This is a genomic window from Lacrimispora sp., from assembly GCF_047605665.1.
Lineage (GTDB): Bacteria > Bacillota > Clostridia > Lachnospirales > Lachnospiraceae > Lacrimispora.
Map to the genome: position 1 here is coordinate 17,721 of NZ_JASGFH010000002.1, position 22,158 is coordinate 39,878.

General features: G+C 47.8%; 18 protein-coding genes. 14 read left to right on the plus strand and 4 right to left on the minus strand.

The features are described 5' to 3' along the window. The first annotated feature begins 234 nt into the window (after positions 1-234). The 6 genes from QM657_RS01485 (at position 235) to QM657_RS01510 (ending at position 6,753) form a co-directional block, all read left to right on the plus strand. Positions 235-1,170, plus strand: coding sequence for a DUF1848 domain-containing protein (locus tag QM657_RS01485; RefSeq protein ID WP_415064755.1), 936 nt, complete (start codon positions 235-237; stop codon positions 1,168-1,170). A gap of 53 nt (positions 1,171-1,223) precedes the next feature. Next, entirely contained in the window at positions 1,224-3,209 is a 1,986-nt protein-coding gene (uvrB, locus tag QM657_RS01490; protein WP_415064756.1) for an excinuclease ABC subunit UvrB, read from the plus strand. Positions 3,210-3,315: 106 nt separating this feature from the next. Next, complete coding sequence (locus QM657_RS01495; RefSeq protein ID WP_415064757.1) at positions 3,316-3,549, plus strand: FeoA family protein; 234 nt, start codon at positions 3,316-3,318, stop codon at positions 3,547-3,549. Beyond that, positions 3,542-5,539: a ferrous iron transport protein B gene (gene feoB / locus QM657_RS01500; protein ID WP_415064758.1), complete on the plus strand. Its 1,998-nt coding sequence runs from the start codon at positions 3,542-3,544 to the stop codon at positions 5,537-5,539. The genes QM657_RS01495 and feoB overlap by 8 nt, the downstream gene beginning before the upstream one ends. Positions 5,540-5,560: 21 nt before the next feature. Beyond that, positions 5,561-6,340: a threonine/serine exporter family protein gene (locus QM657_RS01505; protein WP_415064759.1), complete on the plus strand. Its 780-nt coding sequence runs from the start codon at positions 5,561-5,563 to the stop codon at positions 6,338-6,340. Continuing rightward, positions 6,334-6,753: a threonine/serine exporter family protein gene (locus tag QM657_RS01510; protein ID WP_415064760.1), complete on the plus strand. Its 420-nt coding sequence runs from the start codon at positions 6,334-6,336 to the stop codon at positions 6,751-6,753. The genes QM657_RS01505 and QM657_RS01510 overlap by 7 nt, the downstream gene beginning before the upstream one ends. Here the strand turns inward: QM657_RS01510 and QM657_RS01515 are convergent. Further along, complete coding sequence (locus QM657_RS01515) at positions 6,716-7,678, minus strand: DUF5688 family protein (protein ID WP_415064761.1); 963 nt, start codon at positions 7,676-7,678, stop codon at positions 6,716-6,718. The genes QM657_RS01510 and QM657_RS01515 overlap by 38 nt on opposite strands. A 294-nt stretch (positions 7,679-7,972) precedes the next feature. Here QM657_RS01515 and QM657_RS01520 point away from each other — a divergent pair, with 294 nt between their 5' ends. Further along, positions 7,973-10,687 carry an HD domain-containing phosphohydrolase gene (locus QM657_RS01520; protein ID WP_415064762.1) on the plus strand — a complete coding sequence of 905 codons (2,715 nt, stop codon included), beginning with the start codon at positions 7,973-7,975 and terminating at the stop codon, positions 10,685-10,687. A gap of 165 nt (positions 10,688-10,852) precedes the next feature. On the opposite strand, the gene rpsT is transcribed toward QM657_RS01520, so the two are convergent. Then, complete coding sequence (gene rpsT / locus QM657_RS01525; protein ID WP_333650249.1) at positions 10,853-11,116, minus strand: 30S ribosomal protein S20; 264 nt, start codon at positions 11,114-11,116, stop codon at positions 10,853-10,855. Between the two features lie 247 nt (positions 11,117-11,363). Between rpsT and gpr the strand changes: the two genes are divergently transcribed. From gpr to hemW, 4 genes are all read left to right on the plus strand, one after another. After that, positions 11,364-12,341 carry a GPR endopeptidase gene (gene gpr, locus QM657_RS01530; protein WP_415064763.1) on the plus strand — a complete coding sequence of 326 codons (978 nt, stop codon included), beginning with the start codon at positions 11,364-11,366 and terminating at the stop codon, positions 12,339-12,341. Between the two features lie 73 nt (positions 12,342-12,414). Then, positions 12,415-13,704, plus strand: coding sequence for a stage II sporulation protein P (locus QM657_RS01535; protein ID WP_415064764.1), 1,290 nt, complete (start codon positions 12,415-12,417; stop codon positions 13,702-13,704). A 51-nt stretch (positions 13,705-13,755) separates the two neighbouring features. Then, entirely contained in the window at positions 13,756-15,570 is a 1,815-nt protein-coding gene (lepA, locus tag QM657_RS01540) for a translation elongation factor 4 (protein WP_415064765.1), read from the plus strand. 52 nt (positions 15,571-15,622) lie between these two features. Beyond that, positions 15,623-16,819, plus strand: a complete 1,197-nt coding sequence (gene hemW, locus QM657_RS01545; protein WP_415064766.1) for a radical SAM family heme chaperone HemW — start codon at positions 15,623-15,625, stop codon at positions 16,817-16,819. Between the two features lie 67 nt (positions 16,820-16,886). Here hemW and QM657_RS01550 read toward each other — a convergent pair whose 3' ends face one another. Both QM657_RS01550 and QM657_RS01555 read right to left on the minus strand, forming a co-directional pair. Continuing rightward, the gene (locus QM657_RS01550) at positions 16,887-17,594 is read right to left on the minus strand and encodes a 3D domain-containing protein (protein ID WP_415064767.1); all 708 of its coding nucleotides are present in this window, start codon (positions 17,592-17,594) and stop codon (positions 16,887-16,889) included. 204 nt (positions 17,595-17,798) lie between these two features. Next, positions 17,799-18,341 carry a 3D domain-containing protein gene (locus QM657_RS01555; protein WP_415064768.1) on the minus strand — a complete coding sequence of 181 codons (543 nt, stop codon included), beginning with the start codon at positions 18,339-18,341 and terminating at the stop codon, positions 17,799-17,801. A 269-nt stretch (positions 18,342-18,610) separates the two neighbouring features. On the opposite strand from QM657_RS01555, the gene hrcA reads away from it, so the two are divergent. The 3 genes from hrcA to dnaK are packed head-to-tail and all read left to right on the plus strand — an operon-like array spanning position 18,611 to position 22,158. Continuing rightward, positions 18,611-19,660 (plus strand): heat-inducible transcriptional repressor HrcA, encoded by a 1,050-nt coding sequence (hrcA, locus tag QM657_RS01560; RefSeq protein WP_415064769.1) that lies wholly within the window; start codon positions 18,611-18,613, stop codon positions 19,658-19,660. Between the two features lie 10 nt (positions 19,661-19,670). Next, the gene (grpE, locus tag QM657_RS01565) at positions 19,671-20,246 is read left to right on the plus strand and encodes a nucleotide exchange factor GrpE (RefSeq protein WP_415064968.1); all 576 of its coding nucleotides are present in this window, start codon (positions 19,671-19,673) and stop codon (positions 20,244-20,246) included. Positions 20,247-20,301: 55 nt separating this feature from the next. After that, positions 20,302-22,158 (plus strand): molecular chaperone DnaK, encoded by a 1,857-nt coding sequence (gene dnaK / locus QM657_RS01570; protein WP_415064770.1) that lies wholly within the window; start codon positions 20,302-20,304, stop codon positions 22,156-22,158.

The following is a 22,158-nucleotide window of genomic DNA, read 5'->3' on the forward strand; positions in this document are numbered from 1 at the left end:
AAACCGGGTATACATTTTTGTACCTGTATGGTATAATTGATAAATAGGGTAGGGGGAGTTTTTGATGGTAAAATCTTTGTTCAGATTTTAATTATCATATTATGAATGGCTATCAGAGATATGGAACCAGACATAAGGATAACAGGATTTGTTTTGAATTAAAAGATGGATTAGAAAGGTATGAGCCTTGGACTGAATGTTCCAGTGCCCAGATGCTAATAGAGGTGAAATGAAATGATAATAAGTGCGAGCAGAAGAACGGACATACCTTCATATTATTCGGAATGGTTTTACAACAGGATACAAGAAGGATATGTTTTGGTGAGAAATCCTATGAATATCCATCAAATAAGCAAAATCAACCTGTCTCCAGATATCGTGGATGGAATTGTGTTTTGGACTAAGAATCCGGCTCCAATGCTAAAACGATTAAATGAATTGGAAAGATATTCGTACTATTTTCAATTCACACTAACTCCGTATGGAGAAGAGATAGAACCCAATCTGCCGTCAAAGAGAAATGTGGTTATTTCTCAATTTATTGAATTATCTGATAAGATTGGACCGGACCGGGTGATCTGGCGGTATGATCCTATTATATTAAACCATCAATATACCGTACAAAATCACATTCGATATTTTGAGATGCTTGCGAAAATATTAAAGGGATTTACTAAGAGGTGTGTGATCAGTTTTGTGGATATGTATAGGAATACCAGAAATAATGTAAAAAGTCTTGGACTTGAAGCGATTACAAATGAGGATATGATAATAATTGCGGAAGCATTTTCTGAAATCGCTAAAAAGTATGATCTGAAATTATGTACATGTTCAGAAAGCATTGAATTAAGTCAATATGATATCTCACATGCGCACTGTATTGATAAAGACTTGTTTGAGTGTCTGATGGAGTGTAAATTACAATTGGCAAAGGACCCAAATCAAAGAGAGGAATGCGGATGCGTGGCGAGCATTGACATAGGCGCGTACAATTCTTGTAAAAGTATGTGTAAATATTGCTATGCTAACTATAATACTGATATAGTGGATAAGAATTATAATTTGCACAATCCCAAGTCCCCCCTGTTATTCGGGGAAATTGGCAAAGAAGATAAAATAACAGAAAGAAAGATGGTTTCATTGAAAGATGAGCAAATGAGTTTATTCTAAATTTATAGCCTATATAAACTTTTTATTTGGCCCCTATGGAGGTAAAATACATTATGGAATTCAAATTACAATCGGAATACCAGCCCACCGGCGATCAGCCGCAGGCCATTGAGCAGTTGGTCCAGGGCTTTAAGGAAGGAAATCAATTTGAGACTTTGCTGGGAGTTACTGGCTCCGGTAAGACGTTTACCATGGCAAATGTAATCCAGCAATTACAGAAACCTACTCTCATCATCGCCCACAACAAAACTCTGGCTGCCCAGCTTTACAGCGAGTTTAAGGAGTTTTTCCCGGAAAATGCAGTGGAGTACTTTGTATCCTATTACGATTATTACCAGCCGGAGGCGTATGTGCCATCCACAGACACCTATATTGAAAAGGACTCCGCCATCAATGATGAGATTGACAAGCTGCGCCATTCTGCCACGGCTGCCCTTTCCGAGCGGCGGGATGTGATCATTGTGGCTTCCGTATCCTGTATTTACGGTCTGGGAAGCCCCATTGATTATCAGGAAATGGTCATTTCCTTAAGGCCGGGCATGATCAAGGACCGGGATGAGGTGATTCACAAGCTGATCGACATTCAGTATGACCGGAATGATATGGACTTTAAGCGGGGGACCTTCCGGGTCAGAGGAGATGTGGTGGAGATTTTCCCGGCTTATTCCGGCAGCGAGGCATACCGGGTGGAATTTTTTGGCGATGAGGTGGACAGGATTACAGAGATTGATACTCTGACAGGGGAGATTCGGGCGGAGCTTGGCCATGTGGCCGTTTTCCCGGCCTCTCATTACGTTGTTTCCAAGGAAAAGATGGAGGCAGCCACCCAGACCATTCTGGAGGAGTTAAAGGAGCAGGTGGCTTATTTTAAAAGCGAGGATAAGCTTTTAGAGGCCCAGAGAATTTCAGAGCGGACCAACTTTGACGTGGAGATGATGAAGGAAACGGGATTTTGTTCAGGAATTGAAAACTATTCCAGACATTTGACCGGAGGGAAGGAAGGGGAGCCGCCTTTTACTTTGATCGACTATTTTCCTGATGATTTTCTGATCATTGTGGATGAGTCCCATATCACCCTTCCCCAGGTCAGAGGCATGTATGCAGGGGACCGGTCCAGAAAGACGACTCTGGTCAATTTCGGCTTCCGCCTTCCCTCTGCCCTTGACAACCGCCCCTTAAATTTCGGGGAGTTTGAGACGAAGATCAATCAGATGATGTTCGTGTCCGCCACACCTTCTGTCTATGAGGCGGAGCATGAGCTCTTAAGAGTGGAGCAGATCATCCGGCCTACAGGGCTTTTGGACCCTGAAATCGATGTGAGACCGGTGCAGGGCCAGATCGATGACCTGGTTTCCGAGGTAAATAAGGAAGTAGCTAATAAAAACAAGGTGCTGATCACCACCCTGACCAAGAGGATGGCAGAGGACCTGACGGATTACATGCGGGAGGTGGGAATCCGGGTGAAATACCTTCATTCCGACATCGACACTCTGGAGCGGTCTGAGATCATCAGGGACATGCGTCTCGATGTATTTGACGTGCTGGTGGGAATCAACCTGCTGCGTGAGGGCCTTGATATTCCGGAAATCACCCTGGTAGCGATTCTGGATGCGGATAAGGAAGGCTTCCTCCGTTCTGAGACATCATTGATCCAGACAGTAGGACGTGCGGCCAGAAACTCTGACGGACATGTTATCATGTATGCCGATAAGGTGACGGATTCCATGAGGGTGGCCATAGAAGAAACCAACAGAAGAAGGGCCATTCAGCAGAAGTACAATGAAGAGCATGGGATTACGCCTACGACCATTAAGAAATCGGTCCGCGATTTGATCGCCATTTCAAAGGCCGCCATCGAAGGGGAGAAGGACTTTAAGAAAGATCCGGAATCCATGGATGGAAAGGAACTGGAGAAGCTTGCTAAGGAGCTCACCAAGAAGATGCACCAGGCTGCGGCAGAACTGAACTTTGAAGAAGCAGCAAGACTCCGTGACCGGATGGTGGAAGTGAAGAAGCTGCTGCGGGATATGGAAGATTGATAATTGCGTTGACAATGATTTTCATTAAGAGTAAAATCTCTGTGGATGCAGTCTGTGGCATAAGCCATGGGGGCGGGAATGAAATGCCCTGTCCAAAGGAGATTATATGAAGCTTTATGAAGGGGAAATCGGAAAAAGTTATATTGTTTACAGCGTCATGGTGAAGGATGCCATTACAAGACGTCTGGAGGCTTTGGGCGTCAATGAGATGACGCCTGTTGTCCTTATGAATAAAAAAGGAAAGGGTACTGTCATCATTAAGGTGAGAGGAACCCGCCTTGCCCTTGGAAGAAGAATTTCAGAGGGAATTGAAATAAGGGAGGCCGTAAACCATGAGTGAAGAAAATAAAGTGATACGGGTGGGCTTCGTGGGAAATCCTAACTGCGGAAAGACCACCCTGTTCAATGCATTTACGGGCGCTAAGCTGAAAGTGGCTAACTGGCCTGGCGTTACTGTGGAGAGAGTTGAGGGAATGACCTCTTATAAGGGCTGTCCCCTCCGGATGATCGACACTCCGGGAATTTACAGCTTAACCTGCTATACCATAGAAGAGAAGGTGACCAGGAAATGCTTAGAGGACGGAGAAGTGGATGTGATCGTCAATGTGGTGGATGCCTCTTCTCTGGAACGGAATCTGTATCTGACGCTTCAGCTTCTGGAGCTGAAAAAGCCGGTGATACTGGCCCTTAATATGATGGATATTGTGGAAGAGCGTGGGATGGAAATTGACTTACATCGTCTTCCGGAAATGCTAGGCTCCATTCCTGTGGTACCTGTGTCTGCCAGGAAGCGGACCGGACTCGATGTGCTCCTTCATGCGGTGATTCATCACTATGAGGAAGGGCCTCAGGGCGTGGTGGTGAATTACAGCCCTAAAATCGAGAACAAGATTTCCAAGATTGAGACCGTATTAAAGGCCCATTATGGGAAGCTGGACAATTTGAGATGGCATGCCATTAAGCTTTTGGAATACGATGAAGAGGTCGGAAAAGACCATCCCGTGGATTTGACCAATATCATTGACCGCAATTATGAAAAGGAAATTATTAACGAGAAATACGATTACATAGAAGGGATCATCAGCGAATGCCTGGTGAACAAGGAGCAGAAGGCCGCATTTACGGATAAAATCGACCGATATCTGACCCATCCCTTCTGGGGAGTGCCTATCTTCCTTGGAATCATGGCTTTGGTGTTCTTTTTGACCTTTACTGTAGGAGATTTTCTAAAGGGGTATTTTGAAACGGCTCTCGATGGATTTTCCGGGATGATGCTGGGCCTGATGGAAAGCATAAAAGCAGCTCCCTGGGTCATATCCCTGGTGGTGGATGGGATCGTGGCCGGCGTGGGAGGAATCCTCACCTTTCTTCCCAATATTTTTATTTTGTTCCTCGCTCTTGCATTTTTGGAGGACAGCGGATATATGGCCAGAGTGGCATATGTGATGAATGAAATTATGGGCAGGGTAGGGCTTTCGGGAAAGGCATTTCTTCCCATGCTTCTGGGATTTGGCTGTACCGTTCCGGCGGTTATGGCGGCCAGGGCCCTTCCGAGTGAAAAGGACAGAAGGAGGACTATTTTTATCACTCCTTTTATGTCCTGTTCGGCAAGGCTTCCCATATACGTTCTCTTTTCCCAGATGTTTTTCCCCGGTCATGCCATGGCTGCGGCTTACTCCCTGTATCTGGTGGGTCTGGCGGCGGCTATTGCGATCGCTTATGTGACTCACCGGATGAGAAGGGAAATGGATGAGGACGCTCTTTTGATTGAGCTTCCTGAGTATAAGGCTCCCAATGGAAGAACGGTGGCCATCTATGTGTGGGATAAGGTGAAGGATTATCTGGGAAAGGCGGGAACGACGATTTTCCTGGCTTCCATTGTCTTGTGGTTTGTGCTGAATATAGGGCCTTTTGGATTTGTTTCAGATGTGTCGGAAAGCCTCGCTGCCATAACCGGGCAGGTTCTCGTTCCTCTGCTGCGCCCTGCCGGTCTTGGTGACTGGAGGATTGCAGTGGCTTTGATTTCCGGCTTATCTGCCAAGGAAGTGGTGGTATCCAGCTTTTCCGTGCTGTTTGGAATCAGTAATATCAACTCTGCGGCAGGAATGGAAAGCCTTTCGTCAATTCTCGGAGGTGTTGGGTTTGGGGCTGTAAATGCCTATGCCCTGATGATTTTCTGTCTTTTGTATTCGCCCTGTATTGCGGCGGTTGCGACCATTAAAAGAGAAACCCATTCTTTTAAATGGACGGCAGGCATGGTGCTTTTCCAGATCGCAGTTGCCTGGGGCGCTGCGGTGCTGGTATTTCAGATAGGAAGTCTGATTTTTTGAGAAAAGAGCAGGAGACAAATTATGAATGATAAACTGCTTGTGGAAACCGCAGTTTTAGCAGGCGAGATCATGCTGGTAAGCGGTGCGGAAATTTACCGGGTGGAGAGTACCATTGATCATATTCTGAGAAAATCCGGCCGGGATACGGCGGAGGCCATTGTGTTTTCCACAGGCATTTTTGCGTCTCTCAACGATTCTTCCATTGAAGCTATCACAATAGCCAGAAGGGTGTCCGGGCGGTCTACCAACTTAAATAAGGTATATCTGGTCAATGATGTGTCCAGAAGGCTCTGTCAGGATTTGATCACAGTGGAGGAAGCTCACCGTTTGCTTAAGGAGATAAGGAATACGGTTCAGTATGGGAGGCGGTTAAAGGACATTGGCGTCGTGGGCGTGGCCCTGTTTTTCACTCTTCTTTTGGGAGGAGGGATCAGGGAATGCCTGGCCGCTGCTGTGACGGGAATTGTGCTGGCTGCATCCATGGAAGCAGCTTTAAAGATTCAGCTCAACGATTTTTGTGTCAACGGAGTCTGTGCCTGTTTGATTGCGGTCACCGCTCTTTTGATGGAATATCTGTTTATGCCTGGGATGAAAAGCGATATCGTCATCATCGGCGCCATCATGCCCCTGGTTCCCGGTATGATATTTACAACCGCCATCAGGGATACTTTAAATGGTGACTTCGCTTCCGGAATCTCCAGAATCATGGAAGCGGTGGTAGTCGCTCTGGCGGTTGCCGCCGGAGTGGGAGCAGGAATGGGCCTGTTTCAATGGCTGGCAGGAGGTGGACTGGCATGGTAATACAGACAATCGGCGCTTTCCTGGCAGTGCTCAGCTTTTCCCTGCTTCTGGAGGTTCCCAGAAAATATCTGGTCCTGGCAGGAGGTGCAGGTGCAGCAGGCTGGCTGGCCTATCTTTTGGCAGAGTCCTGGTCAGGATCGGTAATAGCGGCAGCTTTTTTGTCCAGCCTGATGGTGGCTCTCTTCAGCCATATTTTTGCCAGGGCTTTTAAAGCTCCGGTCACAGTGTTTTTGGTTGCGGGAATTCTGCCCTCGGTGCCGGGGGCTTCTATCTACCGCAGTGTTTCTTATGTGATCACCAATGAGCCGGAGCTTTCCAGCCGGTATCTGGTGGAGACGCTTCAAATAGCCGGCGCCATAGCCGTGGCCATTTTTATTATGGATTCTCTGTTCCGATTGGGGCAGAAGAAGTGAATGCAACGGTTAAGCTGTTCTTGCTTTTAGAATAGTGATAGATGTGATTGGAGAGGCGGTCTTCTTCAGGAACTTCTTCCTGGTTGATGGAAAAGACGGTATCCGACAGCTCTTCAAGAGAAATGGTGTCGTTATAGGGAATAATGAGGACTTCGTGAATGCTGGAGGGCAGGATGATTAAATCACTGTCATTGGCGTTTGCGAAGTCTTTTAGTATGCCTTCGTAAAATAAGGAGGAAGCTCCGTTTATTCCGGTGGAATTGGTCAGTACGAACATAGGGGGAGACATGGGAGAGGTATCGAAAAATTCTTCCAGAGCGCCTTCCAGTTCTTTTTCCGCAGTTTCCCTGGCGATGTCTTTAATGACCTCAGAAAGGCTTCTGATGCGGGCCGGGAAAAGGCGGGGAGTATTAGCTTTGGCTGCCAGGAATAAGTCTTCGGTGGAAAAGCCCCAGGTATGCAGATGGCTGTTGTGGATAAGGGCGGTCATAAGGCAGTCTTTTGTCCTTTGAAGGGCCAGGCAGAACACAAGAGTCAGGTCCAGATCGGGGTAAGGGATGTGGGGAATGTCCTTTAGCAATGTTTCATTGGCAGTTTTGCTGATGAGCCGGAAAATGACCTTGTTTTTGATCTGGTCCGGAATCAGCAGCTCTTCAAAGGGAGGGGACATGGGGAGCAGGCTGTCGTGATAGAGAGACAGGATGTCGCTTAAAATGTCTTCCAAAGGCCTGCCATAGCTAAATTCCTGATAAAACTGGTTTAGATAAACAGTGGGAGCAGACTTTTCTCCGGCCTTTCCAATGCACAGCCCGTCTAACTGCAGGCCGTTATTCTTCTGAACCGATTGCAGGGACAAGTCAAATTCATCTCCAAGTGTTTCCTTCAGGGAATTTTTGACGGTTTCCAGAAATGTTTCGTATACCATATGTATACCTCCTTAGATGTGATTTATGTAAACTGCACAGGGCAGATTACAACAATTTAGAAATGGTAATTCCGGAATCGGAATAAGATGGGATTAAATCTTTTTCATTATAAAGGAGTTTTTGCAAAATAACAATATAATTTGTATATTTTTAAGTTTTTTATGTCGTGTGAGGTGTGCAGGATACATAAGAATGCTTGATATTCGGGGCTAAAAGATATATAATTGTATAAAATAAAAAACATTCCGGCTGTATAAAAATGAAGCTGCCGGCGATGTAAAGGGGGAGTTTGTGTGACAAGGCAGGAAAGAAGGCAGGTTTTAATACTGGCTTTGTGCGCTGTTATTTTTGCTGTCTCCCTTTCCTTGATCTTCACACAGGAAAAGGAGAAGCTGGATAAGGAATTTGGGAGCATGATTACGGGCAGCTTAAGTCTCCATATCCAGCATAATGCTGAGGAAATTGACCAGACCATTCTGGACGTAGGACGGGCCATGCAGGTGGCAGAGAAGACCCTTCACATGGTCGATCAGACGCCCCAGGATTTTTTTCGGCAGAGAAATGCAGAAAATCCTGTTTATACGGTGGAATACCTGGCCGATCCATCCCAGTTAATGGAGGCTGAAAGCGGGAAAGCAGTCTGGAAGCTGCCAAATGGCCGGGAGTTGGTGGGCAGAATCTATTATGATGAAGCTTTGGCTGGTCATTATCTTTCGGTGGTCATGCCGCTGAAGGAAGAGGAGGGGATTCCGGGAGTATTGTACAGCAGCGTGTCAATAGACAGCCTGCTGCGGGAGACTACAGAAAGCGCTGTCTATCAGGATGTGCAAAGCTGTTTTGTCATGGAGGACGGAGCTCTTATTTTCAACACTTTCCAGCCGGAGTATGACGGTAATTTATTTAAGGCACTGGAAATGTATGGTATGACCCCGGAGGAAATCGACAGTATCAGGGCCATGGTAGAGAGCCCGGAGGTGGACAGCACTACCCTTTCTATCCAGAAGCAGACGTATTTCATATCTGCGGCCCGGCTGGAGCAGAGCGGCTGGATTCTGGTGTCTTTTGCCCGCGGGCCTGAGGCGCTGGCCCATTCGGAAAATATTTTTGCAAGTGTCGTATATACCAGTGCGCTTTCCATTCTTCTGACTACGGCAATCGGGAGTATGGGATTCTTTCTGTTCCTCTCCGGCCGGAAGCTCCTGCATAAGGAGCAGGAACACGGCGCTGCACTGGCCCATCGGCTTAAGGCCATGTTTGAGCAGCACAGCGCCCTTAAGGTGGTTTTTGATGCGAAATCTTACAGGATCGTAGATGCCAATCCGTCTCTCCTGGAGTTTTTCGGACATACCAGGGAAGAGGTTCTGGGACGGAAGGTCCATGAGTTCAGCGTTTTATCTCCGGAAATACACGATGAAAGGCTTCAAAAAGAGTTAAACAGAGAGGCCTCCTTTTCCGCTTCGCCCTACCGCCTTAAAAATGGAGAAGTCAGATACATGGATGTTCACGCTTCCGTGGTTCAGGATGGGGAGAATAAGCTGATATATGCCATTCTCTTTGATGTGACTGACAGGGAGAAGCTCCGGGATGATCTGGTCCAGGAAAAGGAACGGCTCAGAACCACCTTGCAGTCCATTGGGGACGGCGTGGTGACGACGGACAGAAACGGTGTGATCACCAGCTTAAACAGCGTGGCAGAGGAGCTGACAGGCTGGGACAGCGGACAAGCCGTTGGCAGGCCCTTTGCCGATGTGTTTATCCTGCAGAGTGAGGAAACCGGGAAACCGGTGGAAAACCCCATTCAGAAGGTTTTGGAAACAGGGCTGATCATCGGTATGGCAAATCACACGGAACTGGTCAACCGGCATGGAGAGCGCATTTCCATTGCCGACAGCGCGGCTCCTATCAAGACAGAAGACGGACAGACTTTTGGTGTTGTCATGGTATTCCGGGACGTGGGAGATGAAAAGGAACACAACAGGCAGATTGAATTTTTGAGCTATCACGATTGTCTGACCGGGCTTTATAACCGGCGCTACATAGAAGAGGCCATGAACTGTCTGGACAGGGCAGAGAATCTGCCGGTTTCAGTGGTTATGGCGGATGTCAACGGTCTTAAGATCACCAATGACGTATTCGGACACAAGGCAGGGGATGCCCTGCTTCTTCGCGCAGCGGGATTGATGCGAAAATGCTGCGGAAAGGATGCCATTATCGCCAGATGGGGCGGGGATGAGTTTGTCATCTTAATGCCCCAGACAGGGCTTCAGGCGGCGGAAGAGATCACGGACAAGATAAAGCATACGCCTATTGTCATTGAAAACGGAAGTCTATCCCTCAGCCTGTCTCTTGGCTGCGCCTGCAAGGACACAGCCGAGGGCAGCATTCAGACCGCTCTTCAACTGGCTGAGGAATATATGTACCACCAGAAGCTTTTGGAGGGCAAGAGCTACCGGAGCGCCTTAATCAGCACTCTGCTGGTCACCCTCTATGAAAAGAGCAATGAAACGGAAGAACACTCCAAACGGATTGAAAAATACTGCCACACCATAGGAAGAAGGCTTCACCTTTCTTCTAAGGAGATGGATGAACTGTCTCTGTTTTCCCTTCTGCACGATATCGGAAAGGTCAACATTGACCCCAATATCTTAAAAAAGCCGGGTTCCCTCACCCAGGAGGAATGGGAGGAGATGAAGCGCCATCCGGAAATCGGCTACCGCATTGCCCAGGCAACTCCGGAACTGACAACGGTGGCGGATTTGATTCTCTCCCACCATGAGAGGTGGGACGGAAAAGGCTACCCCAGAGGATTAAAGGAAAGGGAGATTCCCCTTGCCTGCCGCATTCTGTCCGTGGTTGACGCCTTTGATGCCATGACCAATGACCGCATATACCGGCAGGCCATGACAGCCGGGGAAGCTGTTTTGGAACTGGAGCGGGGTGCCGGGACCCAGTTTGATCCCCAGATGGCGGGATTTTTAATTGAAGCGATTGTAAATGAACAACAATGACCGGAAAAGCCGGATATAAAAAGGGGTAAACGCTGCCCTGACCGTTGAGCACTATTTTTAGTGTCTCACGGTCAGGATGCCGTTTACCTCTTTAAAGTTCGTATGTAAAAACAAAAATCCCATCCAGTGGGTTATTCTGAATGGGAAAAAGTCTGTTCTATAAAATTAAGCTATAGCGTTTACAGCCTTAGTGATTCTGGATACTTTTCTGGAAGCAGTATTCTTATGATATACGCCCTTTGTAGTAGCCTTATCGATTTCTGTGATAGCGCTGATTAAACTTGCCTGTGCAGCAGCCTTGTCACCGGCAGCAATAGCAGCTTCTACCTTCTTAATTGATGTCTTCACCTTGGATCTGATCGCTTTGTTTCTAGCGGCCTTTGTTTCGTTAACTAAGATTCTCTTTTTTGCGGATTTAATGTTAGCCAATCTGTACACCTCCAATCAAATAATAAGTATAATCATTTTTTTGTTTCCCATTAAAGTCTGGACACGGACAGTTCAATGTAAACATACCTTAGTATTTTAACGAATTTTAACGTATATGTCAATACATAATTCCCGCTTTTTTGCAGAAAATGTAATTATTCCAGTCATGCAGAAAGATTTTTGTAACTTGAGCGTATGAGCTTGCTGGCAGGTTGAATAATGATCAGAAGTGAAAAAGGAGAAAGACATGGAAAACACATTTGAAGTGCGCACAGACCTTGCGCTGGAGGAAAAAGAAAGCTTTCCGGGAGATGGCGGTGAGATTACAGGGGTATCCTTAAGAGAATGGCACAGGGCCAACAGCCCCATAAAGATGACGGAAGTGAAGATTTTGGATAAAAAGGGGGAAAAGGCCATGGGAAAGCCCGTCGGCACCTATATCACCCTGGAAGCGGGAGAGCTGTCCGTAAAGGATGAGGATTACCACAGGGAGGTTTCTGAGGAGCTGTCAAGCCAGATTCAGAAGCTTTTGTCGGGAAAGAGCTATAGAAAGCCTGATTTTCACGTATTGGTGGTAGGCCTTGGCAACGGCTCTGTAACCCCAGACTCCTTAGGGCCCAGGGTTCTTAAAAATCTTCAGGTCACCAGGCATTTAAAGGTACAGTACGGGGATGACTTCTGGAAGGGCAGAAGCATGCCTGTCATCAGCGGAATCATACCCGGTGTCATGGCCCAGACAGGAATGGAAAGTGCAGAAATTTTAAAAGGGATCATCAGGGAGACAAAGCCCGATCTGATCATTGCCATTGACGCGCTGGCGGCCAGAAGCGTAAGGCGTCTGGGAACCACCATCCAGCTCACGGATACGGGAATCCATCCGGGTTCAGGAGTGGGCAATCACAGACACAGCCTGACAAAGGAAAGCCTGGGCGTTCCGGTCATGGCAATCGGTGTTCCGACTGTAGTGGGGGCGGCGGCCATTGTCCACGATACGGTTTCCGCTATGATAGGGGCTTTGTCAAAGAGCATGGAAACAAAGGGGATGGGAGATTTCATGGGAAGCATCAGCTCTGATGAGCAGTACGATTTGATCAGAGAGCTTTTAGAACCGGAATTCGGCCCCATGTACGTCACACCGCCCGATATTGACGAAACGGTGAAGGAGCTGAGCTTTACCATTTCCGAAGGAATCCATCTGGCATTTTTGGGACAGGAAGATTCGTAGTAAATGACAGGCTTTTTGCATAGGATAGGAGAGGGGGCAAAGAGAAGCCCCTCTGGGGGTGCAGGAAGAGGCTATGAGACAGAGAGACAGAGGAATCAACTGGTTTATAAAAAATATGATGATTGCAGTAAGCCTCATTCTGGCGGTGTTTCTGGCGGGAAAGACAGGAGGCTTCCAAAGGGCGGCCGGCTGGTTAAAGGGCGGGGCAGGCTTTGGAATTTCCTATATCTGGCACATCCAGTATCCCGGCGCGGTCTGGGAGGAAGGGGACAACGGGGATTTTCCCGGCGGCTTTTTCGGCAGCGTTCTCTTTGGCGGCTCTCCCCTTTACCGGTATAAGGGGAAACGGGAGAGGCCGAAGGCTGGCTATAATGAGGCGGACCCTGCGTATGAAGGATATCTGGAAAGCGGAAGATTTTATGAGGAACACAGCTTTCTTTTATATGACGGCGGCGAGGAAAGCGGGGAGGATGGAAGCGTCAATGCAGAGGTCCACAAAGCTCCGGAGGCTCAGGCTCCTGCCCAGACAGAGGTTTTAGCGGAAAAGGACCCGGCTTTGACCTGCTCCTCAAGCAGTATATGGCCCATCGTGGGAGCCACCTACCGGAGGGAGCAGCTCGCTGATTACGACTACCTGATGAAGCATTTTTACAGCGTTCATGCGTCTACCACGGCAGGAAGGGATTTGATGCAGTCGGACCGTTTTCTTTCCGAGGATTTCACCGTGACAGGAGGAAGTGATAAGCCTCAGATTCTCATTTACCACACCCATTCCCAGGAGGAGTTTGCGGACCACGGACCCGATAATCCGGGGGCTACAGTGGTGGGAATCGGAAACTATCTGACGGAGCTTTTGACTGCCAAGGGCTACAACGTGATTCACGATACCTCAGTTTATGACTTACAAGGCGGGAAGCTGGACAGGAACAAGGCTTACACCCTGGCTTTAGAGGGCATTTCCGGCATTCTCCAGGAAAACCCCTCCATTGAGGTGATTCTCGACGTTCACCGGGATGGGGTCAATGAAAGCCTTCATATGGTAAATGAGGTAAACGGAAAGCCTACGGCTCCCATCATGTTCTTTAACGGGGTCAGCCAGACTCCCAAAGGGCAGATTGAATACCTGCCCAATCCCAACAGGGAGAAAAATCTGGCTTTCAGCTTTCAGATGCAGCTTGATGCAGCAGCTTATTTCCCCGGTCTGACCCGGAAAATATACATAAAGGGACTCCGTTATAACCAGCATCTTCGGGCCAGGTCCGCCCTCATTGAAGTGGGGGCCCAGACCAACACCTACCAGGAAGCCTTAAATGCCATGGAGCCCCTGGCAGAAGTTTTGGATATGGTGTTGCAAGGGAATTAAAAAAATGGTATATTTTAATTCGGAGAACATCAGAAAAGAGGAATTTACCATATGGCAGGCGCCCAGCAGAATAAAATACGGAATTTTTGCATTATTGCACATATTGATCACGGAAAATCCACCCTTGCGGACCGGATTATAGAGAAGACAGGACTTTTGACCAGCCGGGAAATGCAGTCCCAGGTCCTTGATAATATGGACCTGGAGCGGGAGAGAGGAATCACCATCAAAGCCCAGACTGTCCGCACCGTTTACAAGGCCAAGGATGGCCAGGAATATATTTTTAACATGATCGACACCCCTGGTCATGTGGACTTTAATTATGAGGTTTCCAGAAGCCTTGCAGCCTGTGACGGAGCGGTCCTTGTGGTGGACGCTTCCCAGGGAATCGAGGCTCAGACCCTTGCAAACGTCTACATGGCCTTAGATCACAATCTGGATGTGTTCCCGGTGCTCAATAAGATCGATCTGCCCAGCGCAGACCCGGAGCGGGTGGTGAGTGAGATCGAGGATGTCATCGGCATTGAGGCTCATGACGCCCCCAGGATTTCCGCCAAGACAGGGGAAAACGTGGAAGACGTGTTAGAAGCCATTGTGGCGAAGATACCGGCTCCCGTAGGTGATCCGGAAGGGCCTCTTCAGGCTCTCATCTTTGACTCCCTTTACGATCAGTATAAGGGTGTAATCGTATTCTTCCGGGTAAAGGAAGGAGCGGTGAAAAAAGGCGATAAGATCCGGATGATGGCTACCGGCGCTGTGGAAGAAGTGGTGGAGGTCGGTTATTTCGGTGCAGGCCAGTTTATTCCCTGCGAGGAACTGAAGGCAGGCATGGTAGGCTATCTGACCGCCAGCATAAAGAATGTAAAGGATACGGCAGTAGGCGATACCATTACCCTTGCAAACAGGCCATGTAAGGAGCCCCTTCCCGGATATAAGAAAGTGACCTCCATGGTTTACTGCGGTTTATATCCTGCTGACGGAGCCCGTTACAATGACCTTCGTGATGCCCTTGAAAAGCTGCAGCTCAATGACGCTTCCCTGTTTTTCGAGCCGGAGACCTCCCTGGCCCTTGGCTTCGGATTCCGGTGCGGATTTTTAGGACTTCTCCATTTAGAGGTCATTCAGGAGCGTCTGGAGAGAGAGTATAATTTAGATTTAGTCACCACAGCTCCCAGCGTTGTTTACAGGGTCTATAAGAAAAACGGCGATATGCTGGAGCTGACCAATCCTTCCAATCTTCCGGACCCTACGGAGATTGAATACATGGAGGAACCCATTGTCAGCGCGGAAATCATGGTGACTACGGAATTTGTAGGCGCTATCATGACTCTCTGCCAGGAACGCCGGGGCGTATATCTGGGCATGGAATATATGGAAGCCACCAGGGCACTGTTAAGGTATGAGCTTCCATTGAATGAGATCATTTACGATTTCTTTGATGCACTGAAATCCCGTTCCAGAGGTTATGCTTCCTTTGATTACGAGCTGAAGGGCTATGAGCGGTCTGAGCTGGTGAAGCTGGACATCCTGGTGAACAAGGAGGAAGTGGATGCGTTATCCTTCATTGTCCATGCGGAATCCGCTTATGACAGAGGGCGCAGGATGTGTGAAAAGCTAAAGGATGAGATTCCGAGACAGCTTTTTGAAATCCCCATTCAGGCGGCCATCGGAGGAAAGATCATTGCCCGTGAAACAGTAAAGGCCATGAGAAAGGACGTTCTTGCCAAGTGTTACGGCGGCGATATTTCCCGTAAGAAAAAGCTTCTTGAAAAGCAGAAGGAAGGGAAAAAGCGCATGCGTCAGGTTGGCAATGTAGAAATACCGCAAAAGGCGTTTATGAGCGTATTAAAACTGGATGATGAATAAAAAGGATAAGGTGAATTTGCCCCGTGGGCAAAGAGAGGACCCCCTGGGGGGTATGGAGATTTATATACACATTCCCTTCTGTGTCCGCAAATGCGCATACTGCGACTTTCTCTCCTTCCCAGGAGATGAACAGGCCCAGAGGGAATACAGTTTAAAATTAATAGAAGAAATCCGATGTCAGAGTGCCCGTGCCCAGGAATACCAGGTAGTCAGCGTATTTATAGGAGGAGGCACTCCTTCTATATTAAAAGCGGAATATATGGCGGAAATTCTCTGCTGTTTAAAGGAGAGTTTTCATATCCTTCCTGACGCAGAGATTTCCATGGAGGTAAATCCCGGCACGGTTACGGCTGAGGGACTTGCCTGTTATAAGGAGGCAGGAGTCAACCGGATCAGCATGGGGCTTCAGTCTGCCGACGATCAGGAGCTGCGCTGGCTGGGACGAATCCATACGTATGATGAATTTTTAAAAAGCTATCAGAGAGTCCGCATGGCCGGTTTTGACAATGTGAATGTGGACTTGATTTCTGCCATTCCGGGGCAGACTCTGGAGTCCTGGAAAAACACCTTAAAAAAGACAACCATGCTGAAACCGGAGCACATATCCGCTTACAGCCTGATTGTGGAGAAGGGAACCCCTTATTATGACCGGTATGGCGGTTATGAGCCTGCAGAGGGCGGCTGTGTGGGTCAGAGAGAGAGCATCTGCCTCATGTCTCTGCCGGAGCTTCCTGACGAGGATACGGAGCGGGAAATGTATTATCTGACTCAGGACTTTTTAAGGGAACAGGGATATGAGCGGTATGAGATATCCAACTATTCCAAAAAGGGATATGAGTGCAGGCACAATACGGGATACTGGCTGGGAAGGCCGTATCTGGGCTTTGGACTGGGGGCTTCTTCTTACTTTGAAGGCTGCCGTTTTCACAACACCCCTGATTTTAATGAATACTGCGATGCCGATTTTGAGCAGGAAGAAGTGTTTCAGAAGGTTTTAAGACAGGATTTTGAAAAACTGACCATAGAGCAGAAGATGGAAGAGTACATGTTTTTGGGTCTGCGGATGATAGAAGGCGTTTCCTCCCAGGAATTTGTCAGCCGCTTCGGCCATAACATTAAAAATGTCTATGGGATGGTCTTGTCGGAAATGGAGGAAAACGGCCTTATGGAGTGGAAGGACGGATATCACCGTCTGACCGCACGGGGAATTGATATCAGCAATTACGTGATGAGCCGTTTCCTGCTGTAGAGTGCCGCTGACATCAGCAAAAAAAGTGCCCTGATCGAGCCGAAGAGCTCTTTCAGGACACTTTTTTTTATTGAACCAGAAATGCTTCTACATTCCGTAAGCCGTAGGTTCTGCTTTCTCCGTGGGTGTTGAAGAAAATATCGATGTGATTTCCTTTCACACCGCTTCCCCGGTCCTCTGCCGTATAGATGATCCCGTTGACCATGACGCGGGTTCCGTAGGGAATGACTCTGGGATCAACGGAAATGGTGTGGTTTGCCTTTGCGATGGTGCCGGTGCTGGTTCGTCCGCCCCAGCCGCCGGAGCACTGTCTGCAGGGGCAGTAGGCTGTGGTCTTAAAGACTCCTAAAGAGCGGAGCTGGGAAGAAGCGGGAAGTCCCTTGCCGTAGAGCTTGGAGGAAAACCTCTGTCCGCCTGCGTAGGTTTCCACCAGGAAGGTGCCTTCCCCGTAGGATTCCCAGGGTACGGAGATGTCAAAGCCGCAGTTTCCTGATCCCAGGCCCTGGGCAGCCAAGTCTTCCCGGTAGATGGAGGCTTGTGCGGTCAGCTCGGCAGCTACCTGTCCGTTTGCCTGATTGGTGATGACCACTTTGACCTCCAGAGGCTGATCCGCCTGGGCGCTGTTATATGCCCAGCCCCTCACTCCGTTTTCATCGGCGTAATCGATGATGCCTGATGCCTGTGCGGCAAAAATATTAAGGGCGCTGATCCATAAGAACGCCGTCATTAGTAATGCTCCTGAGAGCCAGTGAATTCGCTTTGCTGTTTGTGTCATATATTACATCCTTTCTTTTTTACAATCTGTTAACATGATTTAATATAATATAAATATATGTAACAGTTTTGTAATAAATGAGGTACAAGTAATCATTTTACACATTTTTCCAGATTTGTCAAGGCATACCAGAAAAGGATAATAAAAAACGCTGCAGAAAAGAGGTGAGTTCCGCTTTTCTGCAGCGTTTTATGAGTAGGTATGTTAATTTTTTGTAACTTCTTTGACCGCAAAGATTTCGATGGTCTGTCTTCCGAACTGCAAAGCTTCATGACGGCTTGCAACGAAAATATCCACTTTTTTGCCTTTGATGCTGCTTCCGGTGTCTTCCACTGTGTAAACAGTTTCTCCTATCATCACCTTTGTTCCCAATGGGAGAAGAGTTAAATCCGCTGATAAGGTGTGTCCTGCCTGGGGAATGGTTCCTGAATAAGTTTTTCCGCCGCCGGTGCAGCTGGGGCAGTAGGCAGTAGCACCAAAGTTTCCTAAGGACTCGCCTTTTTCATAAACAGGGGCTGCCGGTGTTTCCTGAACAGGTTCTTCTTTTTTCTTAATGCCCGGTCCGATTTCTTCAGAAGGGGTATTTGTAGTGTTCTCTTTGATGGTCTCAGCGGTTTCAAGACTGGCGGACTGTGCAGCTTCCGCCTGGCTGTTCTCTGTGGCTGCCATGGAAGTCATGGACAACAGCAGTACACAAAGGATTGTCAAAATTACGGTAATTCGTTTCTGTCTTGGAAAGCTTTTCATGATATACCTCGCAATGATGTTGTTTTGGTGTTCTCAGTTTCTATTATATTACAAATATGTTAAATGTCAAGAAAATAATGTCAACACATTGTAACATTTGAAAGAAAAGTGACAAATAGAAAAGAAAACTGTTACAAAAACTTCACTAAAAATTTTTTCGGTAATGTATTGACAAAAACCAAAAAAAAGAATATATTATGAACAGAAGATGTTAGCACTCCTAAACGTCGAGTGCTAACAAAAACAACTCAGAAAGGAAGTGGGGCAGTTTGAATCAAAAGGATCAGTTGGATGAGAGGAAGGTTACCATATTAAAGGCCATCATCAAAACTTATCTGGAAACAGGAGAGCCGGTAGGGTCCCGTACGATTTCAAAGTATACGGATTTAAACTTAAGCTCCGCCACCATCCGGAATGAGATGTCTGATCTGGAGGAGCTTGGATACATTATGCAGCCCCATACCTCTGCAGGAAGAATTCCTTCTGACAGGGGATATCGCTTTTATGTGGACCAGATCATGCAGGAAAAGGAAGAAGAGGTCACTGAGATCAAGGACATGATGCTAAAGCGCGTGGACCGGGTGGAGCTTTTACTCAAGCAGATGGCAAAGCTTCTGGCCCAGAACACCAATTATGCGGCAATGATCAGCGCTCCCCAGTACCACAGGAACAAATTAAAATTTATCCAGATGTCAAAGGTTGATGAGGAAAGGCTTCTTGTGGTCATCGTGGTGGAAGGCAACATCATTAAGAATACCATGATCCCTCTCAGGACAGAATTAAATGACGAAGGGCTTTTAAATCTTAACATTCTTCTTAATAACGCCCTCAACGGGCTGACCATAGAGGAAATCAATCTCGAAGTGATCAGCAGTTTAAAGGTCCAGGCAGGCCCCCACTGCGATGTGGTGGACCGGGTTCTCACCGAGGTGGCGGCAGCCATCCGGGGAGATGACGAGGACCTTCAGATTTATACCAGCGGAGCCACCAACATTTTCAAGTACCCGGAATTAAGCGACGGGGAACGGGCCAGCAAGCTGATCGGCACCCTGGAGCAGAAAGAGCTTTTGCAGGAGCTGGTGGATGATGTGAACAGCTCAGAGAGCGGATCAGAAATTCAGGTTTACATCGGTGATGAGGCTCCTGTCCAGAACATGAAGGACTGCAGCATTGTAACAGCCAATTATGAGCTTGGTGAAGGACTGCGGGGGACCATTGGAATCATCGGTCCCAAGCGCATGGATTATGAAAAGGTGTTAAGCACCCTGCGCAATCTCATGACGCAGCTTGATATCATATTAAAAAAAGATGAAAGGTGAAGGAAGAACATTGAGCATGGAAGACAAGAAAACAGACGGGAAGCCGGCAGACGAGGCTTTGGATACAGAGGATGTCCTTGACCCTGAACATGAAATAGAAGGTGAAAACGCCTGTGCTGAAGAAGAGACAGAAACCCGGAAAAAGAAAGACCCCAAAGATGAAAAGATCGAGGAGCTGACAGACCGGCTTCAACGGAATATGGCTGAATTCGACAACTTCCGAAAGAGAACGGAAAAAGAAAAATCCGCCATGTTTGAGATCGGGGCAAAGGATATTGTGGAACGAATCCTTCCGGTTGTGGATAATTTTGAAAGAGGCCTTGCAGCCGTTCCTGAGGAGGAAAAAGGCACTCCTTTTGCAGAAGGAATGGAAATGATATACAAACAGCTTATGAAAACCCTGGAGGAAGCAGGCGTAAAGCCCATCGAAGCGGTGGGAAAATCCTTTGACCCCAATTTCCATAATGCGGTGCTTCACGTGGAAGATGAATCTCTGGGTGAAAATGTGATTTCCCAGGAACTTCAAAAGGGCTATACCTACCGCGACACTGTGGTGAGACATTCCATGGTGCAGGTAGCTAATTAATAATAATAGAAATGATGACATTCACACTTTGTTTAATAATAGGAGGAAAAAAACTATGGGCAAGATCATTGGTATTGACTTAGGTACTACAAATAGCTGTGTTGCTGTTATGGAAGGCGGGAAGCCGGTTGTAATCCCCAACAGCGAAGGCGTAAGAACCACACCGTCTGTTGTTGCATTTACTAAGAACGGAGAAAGACTGGTAGGCGAGCCTGCAAAGCGTCAGGCTGTGACTAACGCAGACCGCACCATCTCTTCCATTAAGAGACATATCGGTACAGACTACAAGGTATCCATTGACGGAAAGAATTACAGCCCTCAGGAAATTTCTGCCATGATTCTTCAGAAGTTAAAGGCAGATGCAGAGGCTTACTTAGGCGAGAAGGTAACAGAGGCAGTTATTACGGTTCCTGCATACTTTAACGATGCTCAGCGTCAGGCTACCAAGGACGCTGGAAAGATTGCCGGTCTTGATGTAAAGCGTATCATCAACGAGCCTACGGCAGCAGCTTTGGCTTACGGACTTGACAATGAAAAAGAGCAGAAGATCATGGTATACGACTTAGGCGGCGGTACCTTCGACGTCTCCATCATCGAGATCGGTGACGGCGTTATCGAAGTTCTTTCCACCAACGGCGATACCCGTCTGGGCGGCGATGACTTTGACAACCGCATTACCCAGTGGATGGTTGACGAATTCAAGAAAGCAGAAGGCGTTGACTTATCCGGTGACAAGATGGCTATGCAGAGATTGAGAGAGGCTGCTGAGAAGGCTAAGAAGGAACTTTCTTCTGCAACCACCACCAACATCAACCTTCCATTCATCACTGCAACCTCAGAAGGACCGAAGCATCTGGATATGAACCTGACGAGAGCGAAATTTGACGAGCTGACTTTAGACCTCATTGAGCGCACTGCTGTTCCTGTACAGAACGCATTAAAGGATGCAGGAATTACAGCAGCAGAGTTAGGAAAGGTGCTGTTAGTAGGCGGTTCCACCCGTATGCTGGCTGCACAGGAAAAAGTAAAACAGTTGACAGGCAAGGAGCCTTCCAAGACATTAAACCCGGATGAGTGTGTTGCCATCGGCGCCAGCATCCAGGGCGGAAAGCTGGCAGGCGACGAAGGCGCAGGCGATATCCTGCTTCTGGACGTAACTCCTCTTTCCTTATCCATCGAGACCATGGGCGGAGTTGCCACCAGACTGATCGAAAGAAATACAACAATCCCTACAAAGAAGAGCCAGATCTTCTCCACAGCGGCAGATAACCAGACAGCGGTTGATATCCACGTGGTACAGGGTGAGAGACAGTTTGCAAGAGACAACAAGACCCTTGGACAGTTCCGTCTGGATGGAATCCCGCCAGCAAGAAGAGGCGTTCCTCAGATCGAAGTTACCTTTGATATCGATGCAAACGGCATTGTAAATGTTTCTGCTAAAGACTTGGGAACAGGCAAGGAGCAGCACATCACCATCACCTCCGGTTCCAACATGTCTGATTCCGATATCGAAAAGGCTGTGAAGGAAGCGGCTGAGTACGAGGCACAGGATAAGAAGCGTAAAGATGCCATTGACGCCAGAAATGATGCAGATTCCATGGTATTCCAGACAGAAAAGGCTCTCGAAGAGGTTGGAGATAAGATCGATGCAAATGATAAGGGAGCAGTGGAAGCGGACTTAAATGCTTTGAAAGAAGCCATTAACAGAGCACCCCTTGAAGAAATGACAGACGCTCAGGTAGAAGACATCAAGGCCGGAAGAGAAAAACTGATGGCCAGCGCACAGGCTCTGTTTGCAAAGGTTTACGAGCAGGCACAGGCAGGCGCTCAGGGCGCAGGACCTGACATGGGAGGCCCGGAGGCGTCCTATCAGGACAGCGATGTGGTTGACGGCGACTACAAAGAGGTGTAA

What these genes read in the sequence shown, in the direction of transcription:
- QM657_RS01485 (WP_415064755.1), top strand. Translation starts at nt 235, where the DNA reads ATGATAATAAGTGCGAGCAGAAGAACGGACATACCTTCATATTATTCG.
- uvrB (WP_415064756.1), top strand. Translation starts at nt 1,224, where the DNA reads ATGGAATTCAAATTACAATCGGAATACCAGCCCACCGGCGATCAGCCG.
- QM657_RS01495 (WP_415064757.1), top strand. Translation starts at nt 3,316, where the DNA reads ATGAAGCTTTATGAAGGGGAAATCGGAAAAAGTTATATTGTTTACAGC.
- feoB (WP_415064758.1), top strand. Translation starts at nt 3,542, where the DNA reads ATGAGTGAAGAAAATAAAGTGATACGGGTGGGCTTCGTGGGAAATCCT.
- QM657_RS01505 (WP_415064759.1), top strand. Translation starts at nt 5,561, where the DNA reads ATGAATGATAAACTGCTTGTGGAAACCGCAGTTTTAGCAGGCGAGATC.
- QM657_RS01510 (WP_415064760.1), top strand. Translation starts at nt 6,334, where the DNA reads ATGGTAATACAGACAATCGGCGCTTTCCTGGCAGTGCTCAGCTTTTCC.
- QM657_RS01515 (WP_415064761.1), bottom strand. Translation starts at nt 7,678, where the DNA reads ATGGTATACGAAACATTTCTGGAAACCGTCAAAAATTCCCTGAAGGAA.
- gpr (WP_415064763.1), top strand. Translation starts at nt 11,364, where the DNA reads ATGGAAAACACATTTGAAGTGCGCACAGACCTTGCGCTGGAGGAAAAA.
- QM657_RS01535 (WP_415064764.1), top strand. Translation starts at nt 12,415, where the DNA reads ATGAGACAGAGAGACAGAGGAATCAACTGGTTTATAAAAAATATGATG.
- lepA (WP_415064765.1), top strand. Translation starts at nt 13,756, where the DNA reads ATGGCAGGCGCCCAGCAGAATAAAATACGGAATTTTTGCATTATTGCA.
- hemW (WP_415064766.1), top strand. Translation starts at nt 15,623, where the DNA reads ATGGAGATTTATATACACATTCCCTTCTGTGTCCGCAAATGCGCATAC.
- QM657_RS01550 (WP_415064767.1), bottom strand. Translation starts at nt 17,594, where the DNA reads ATGACACAAACAGCAAAGCGAATTCACTGGCTCTCAGGAGCATTACTA.
- QM657_RS01555 (WP_415064768.1), bottom strand. Translation starts at nt 18,341, where the DNA reads ATGAAAAGCTTTCCAAGACAGAAACGAATTACCGTAATTTTGACAATC.
- dnaK (WP_415064770.1), top strand. Translation starts at nt 20,302, where the DNA reads ATGGGCAAGATCATTGGTATTGACTTAGGTACTACAAATAGCTGTGTT.